Below are 5,182 nucleotides of genomic sequence, written 5' to 3'. Positions count from 1 at the left end.
ATCCACCTGCCGCAGTTTCGCGACGATGTCCTCGGCCGTGTGTCTCTTCTTGCTCATTCGCTTGTCCTCCATTCGGCTTGAAAGCCATACATCAGGGAGGACCACTTCTCAGGGGGCAGGCCACAGGCATTCAGCCATTCTCCGACAATCATCAGTGCATGGGAAGGGTGAGAGAGATACAACCAAGTATTTCCGTTCCACTGGTTGGAGCATAACGATCCGAACGGACGGTCCCAGCGAAAGACCGTGAATCGGTTGCTCGAAGAGCCATGCATCGTGCCGTCCGTCAGGGTGACGTGCTCTGCGCCTTGACAGTCGCGTCAAATGTTCCTGGGATTGTGCGATGACTACGATTCATCCCCGGATCACCATCACCTACTGCACGCAGTGCCAATGGCTGCTGCGCTGGGCTTGGCTCGCCCAAGAACTCCTCTCGACCTTCCGAACGGATCTCGGTGAAGTGGCTCTGGTCCCAGGCACTGGGGGATCTTCCAGATCGCTTACGAGGGTGAGATTATCTGGGATCGCGAGCACGACGGAGGATTTCCGGAAGCCAAGGTCCTGAAGCAGCGTGTCCGTGATCGGCGGGATCCAGAACAAAGCCTTGGTCACAGTGACCGGTAGATCAAGACACCCTTCATCTGCTCATCGAGCGAGGCACCTCTTCTCTTGAGCTTGCACAGTGCACAAGAGTTGGACGGAATATGCCGACGAGGCCACCGCTCCAGAGCAATCCTTTCCCATAGTCTGATCGCTATCGTACCATGGTGCTGCTGACCCAGAAAGCGCACCTGAGCCGTTACTGTTGCGAGGACGTCAAGGGGTCGGTGTTGGGCGAACTCATTCCATTGCTCGCGGTCGATTCCGTATTCATCGCGATTTATTCCTCGGAAGGGGCCTCTTAAACAGAACCATAGGCGAGGTCAGGCAATAGGTGCGAGCGATTTATCGCGGGACCCAAGTGCTGTGAGGAGCAGGATGTGATTGCTCGGAAACTGGGATCAACTCGGCATGGGCGATGAGGAACCGCTATCGTCCATGCACCCTCCTCTGAATTGCTCCTGAGACAAGGGCCCATGGACGCGTTGGCGGAAATTGACCTGCTGTGTGAACGGGGGTGAGAGGTGCTCAGCAGAAGCCCCCTTTGGCGCTGCGCTGAAGCCTCGACTACTCCAGCTATTTGCCAAACCCCAGAGCAATTTTCTAGTTTCTCCGTTGGCGCAGATCCTGCTTGGGCCCATCCCCCAAGATCGCGCTTAGTACGTCTCTCATGTGAGAGATTGCGGACTTTCGGAGGATATGGCGGGTGGCAAATCCTCCCGGTTGCCGTAAAGACAAAAGTACCTTCTCATCCTGGATAGGCTGGAACTCCCACCAGTCGAGAGGAGTGACAAGAACCGCTGTTGGGTCGTTGGCTTTCCTCCGAAGAGCTTCTCCAAGCGCGGTGGACGAGGCTTGAAGAAGGCCAATGCCAACGTCGTAAGGCAAGGCTAAAACAAGTTCCTGATCGTTATCGGCCCCAAACTTTACAAGGATGTGAGAACCATCCACGGTCGCTGAAACGCTGACCACGCTAGCTATGGGAATAGCTTCAACAGAGACATCCATGGCTTGTGATCCCTTTGGCTAAAGTAATGTTGCGCAATCAGTGATTGGCCGTCTAGTCCCTGCTCGCCACCCTTTCATTCACGCGCTTTAGTGGACTATTTCATGCCCAGAGCCCGGGCGGCATGCTGCAATAGGAGTTCGACGAGATCGCGATGTCGAATAGCCAAGGTGTCTCGCCTGGAGCAAGCGCTCCGACCGCAGTGTGGTTTGTACCGTGGAAATGCTCAGTTCCTTTATCAAGGGCAAAAATAGAGTCCGTATTCGACATCGAGAGTGTGAAGCCGCGTCGTCTCCAGCAACACCAAGACGGGCGCCATTGTCAGTGTTCGGTCCGTCCGTGAGAGCGGCGGCTTTGCATTCGCCGGGTCGAACCAGGCGATGCATGGCGCGTCAGCCCTAGAATGACATACTTCCCGACGAACAAATTGCAGAATGTTCATTATCCGAAATCAGGGACAGCGAGAACGTTCTTCCAAACTTATCCCGCTATCATAACGATGCTTGTTCGCCGCACGACGAGCGCGATAGTATTGAAAGGATATGATTGCAGGCATTGTCGATAGCATGACTCGTGGGCATTTCCGATCATCGCTCAAGATGGTTCTCGGTATACTTCTTTTCTGGGTTATTATCGGAGCTGCCGTCGCGGGCAGGATTGCTTACTTCGATCAAATTTCGGCGTCTGCAGCAGCAGCGCCGTTGAAGGGAAGTTTCAATCCGCTTCAGTAATCCAACAGAGCAGGGGTGTCTTGTGGGGCCTTTGTTGCGAGCTCCTTTATTCTGCCGCGAAGCTTGACCCTGCTCCGTTGGAGCGGATGTCCGGTGGCGTCACTGGCAGATGCTCCAATCGTAATGATCAACGGCCCATCTTCAGGCAGAGGGATGCCGCGAGCAACACTCTCAACGGTTGTATGTAAGTTCTTCTGATCGGTTCTCGAGACATTGCTGGTCGCGACGACGGGCGTATCGGGCGGCAGGCCATTCTCGATCAGGCGCGTTGCCAGCTTGGATGCCGTGCGTCGGCCCATGTAAACGACCGTGGTGGCTTTTGGGTCGGCCAAAGCGCCGATGTTCAAATCTTCAGGGAGATCGCCATGGCGGTCATGGGCGGTGATGAACTGCACCCGTTGAGCGTGATCGCGGTGAGTTAGTGAGCCATTGAGCGAGGCCGCCGCGGCACTCGCGGTCGTAATGCCGGGGACGATGCGGACGGGCACCCCGGCCTCCTGGCAAGCGGTGACTTCTTCGCCGGTGCGGCCGAAGACGGCCGGATCCCCGCCTTTGAGACGTACGACATGTTCACCGCCAAGCGCCAGATCGACAATCAGGGCGTTGATGTCTTCCTGGCGGCAGGATGCACCGTGGCCCTCCTTGCCGACATGGACCCGGCGGGCTTCCCAGCGGGCCAGTTCGAGAATGGCGGGGATGACAAGGCGATCGTAGACAATGACATCGGCCGCCTGCAGTTCGCGCATCGCCTTCAGGGTCAGAAGTTCGGGATCGCCAGGACCTGCGCCGACAATGACAACCTCACCGAGTGCCGGCCTCTCGGGAGCCACTCCGCTTGTCTCGCGTGCGAGTTGATCGAGAGTGTCCTTCAGCCCGCGCTCGGGGTCCCTGTTGTTGAATGCGGCATCCACGAATTGCTCCCAGAACCGGCGCCGACCCGGCTTCGACGGCACGAAGTCCCGCAGACGATCACGGAAGGCCTTTGCGGCCTGCGCCCATGCGCCGAGGGAGGACGGCAGGACGGCTTCGATGCGCCGGCGAATGGCCTGGCCTAGAATCGGAGCTGCGCCATCGGTCGATATGGACACGATGACGGGAGCGCGATTGACGATGGTGCCGAACTGAAAGTCGCAGAAGGCCGGCTGATCGACGATGTTGACGAGGGCGCCGTTCCGGCGCGCCGTGTCGGCGAAGATTGCGGCGTCCTGCGGGTCCTCGATGTCCGCGATGGCGACCGAGACCCCGACGAGATCCGAGTCGCGCCACGGACGTTGGATCAGGGTGAGGCGCGTCGGATCGTTTCGAAGGACGGCGCGGAGTTCGGATGACGGATCCTCCGCAAGGATCCTGACCGTTCCGCCGGCGGCCGCGAGGAGTTCGACTTTCCACGCGATTCCATCGGATCCGCCGACCACGAGGATCGAGCGCCCGGCGAGATCGACGAAGATCGGCAGCTTCGGCAGAGGGTTGAGGCGCGCAGGACGCCGATCCTCGGGCTGAAGGGGCGCGTTCATTCCGCTGCCTCGGCAAGAGGGCCCGTATTGGCGTGAAAATCAGCTCCGTTCCTCGTCGCAGCGACAATGCCTGAGCGGATGACGAAATCTCCGAACCTTTCGGCGGGCTTTCGGCCATGGGCATAGGCCGCAAAGAGCGGATCGAGAGCATCGACGATTTCATCGTGCTGCAGGTCGGCGGCATAGAGCTTGGAAAGACGGGAGCCGTCGAACGCGCCGCCGAGGTAGAGGTTGTACCGCCCGGGACCTTTGCCCACGAGACCGATCTCGGCGATGTACGGGCGGGCGCAGCCGTTGGGGCAGCCGGTCATGCGGATCGTGATCTCGTCCTCGGCAAGGCCGCGAAGGCTGAGCCGCTCCTCGAGGGCCGTCACCAGCGACGGCAGATAGCGCTCGCTCTCGGCCAGCGCCAAGCCGCAGGTCGGCAGGGCCACGCAGGCCATCGCATTGCGGCGCAAGGCCGTGGCCTGGCTCGTCAGGCCGTGCTCCTCGACAAGCGCTTCGATCTGCGGACGCTGCTCGGGTGACACATTGGCCACGATGACGTTCTGGTTCGCCGTCAGGCGGAATTCGCCGTCGTGGATTTCGGCGATCCGACGGAACCCCGTCATGAGGGACGGACCGTCGGGAATATCGCGCAGGCGGCCGTTCTCGATGAAGAGCGTCAGGTGGGAGCGCCCATCCTCACCCTCGACCCAGCCGTAGCGATCGCCATTGCTGTCGAACTGGAACGGCTGTGGCTTGCCCAGGGCTTTGCCGATGCGCTTCTCGACCTCGGCCCGGAAAGCATCGAGACCACGGTCCTCAATGGTGTATTTGAGGCGGGCATGCTTGCGCAGCGTGCGGTCGCCCCAGTCGCGCTGCACCGTCACCACCGCTTCGGCCACGGCGAGCGCATCCTCGGGCCGGCAGAAACCCATCACATCGGCGGTGCGAGGATAGGTATCCTCCTCGCCATGGGTCATGCCCATGCCGCCACCGACCGTCACGTTCCAGCCTTTGATCTCACCCTTCTTGTCGAGGATCGCGATGAAGCCGAGGTCCTGTGCGAAGATGTCGACCTCGTTCGACGGCGGGACGGCCACGACTGTCTTGAACTTCCTCGGCAGGTAGGTCCGGCCATAGACGGGCTCGATGACTTCCTCGCCACCGACGACCTTCTCCCCGTCGAGCCAAATCTCGCGATAGGCCGGTGTCTGCGGCAGGAGATGCTCGGAGATCGACCGGGCGAGATCGAGAGCCGCCCTGTGGGCGCGGGACAGGGCGCGGGTGTCCCGCCGAGAGCTAGAGCGGGCCAGCTAGAGGCTCGTAGAGGACGGCGTCTGTGGCCG

The 5,182-nt window shown here is 60.2% G+C and carries 2 protein-coding genes and 2 pseudogenes; 1 reads left to right on the top strand and 3 read right to left on the bottom strand.

Translation table 11 applies throughout. From position 1 onward, the window contains the following. Nucleotides 1-343 precede the first annotated feature (343 nt). Nucleotides 344-624, top strand: a pseudogene (locus ACS5Q1_RS44380) (Rdx family protein). 579 nt (nucleotides 625-1,203) lie between these two features. Here the strand turns inward: ACS5Q1_RS44380 and ACS5Q1_RS44375 are convergent. From ACS5Q1_RS44375 to ACS5Q1_RS44365, 3 genes and pseudogenes are all read right to left on the bottom strand, one after another. Next, nucleotides 1,204-1,608 carry a hypothetical protein gene (locus ACS5Q1_RS44375; RefSeq protein ID WP_473104198.1) on the bottom strand — a complete coding sequence of 135 codons (405 nt, stop codon included), beginning with the start codon at nucleotides 1,606-1,608 and terminating at the stop codon, nucleotides 1,204-1,206. A gap of 722 nt (nucleotides 1,609-2,330) precedes the next feature. Further along, entirely contained in the window at nucleotides 2,331-3,851 is a 1,521-nt protein-coding gene (gene cysG, locus ACS5Q1_RS44370) for a siroheme synthase CysG (RefSeq protein ID WP_473104197.1), read from the bottom strand. After that, a pseudogene (locus ACS5Q1_RS44365) lies at nucleotides 3,848-5,110 on the bottom strand (NADPH-dependent assimilatory sulfite reductase hemoprotein subunit); the annotation flags it as partial. The pseudogene ACS5Q1_RS44365 and the gene cysG, both read right to left, overlap by 4 nt. Between the last annotated feature and the right edge of the window lie 72 nt (nucleotides 5,111-5,182).

The organism is Microvirga sp. GN3 (assembly GCF_055792825.1).
This window is presented reverse-complemented; position numbering and strand designations above follow the sequence as displayed.

Bases quoted from the DNA above. Each gene is read 5' to 3' on its own strand.
- ACS5Q1_RS44375 (WP_473104198.1), bottom strand. From the start codon at position 1,608: ATGGATGTCTCTGTTGAAGCTATTCCCATAGCTAGCGTGGTCAGCGTT.
- cysG (WP_473104197.1), bottom strand. From the start codon at position 3,851: ATGAACGCGCCCCTTCAGCCCGAGGATCGGCGTCCTGCGCGCCTCAAC.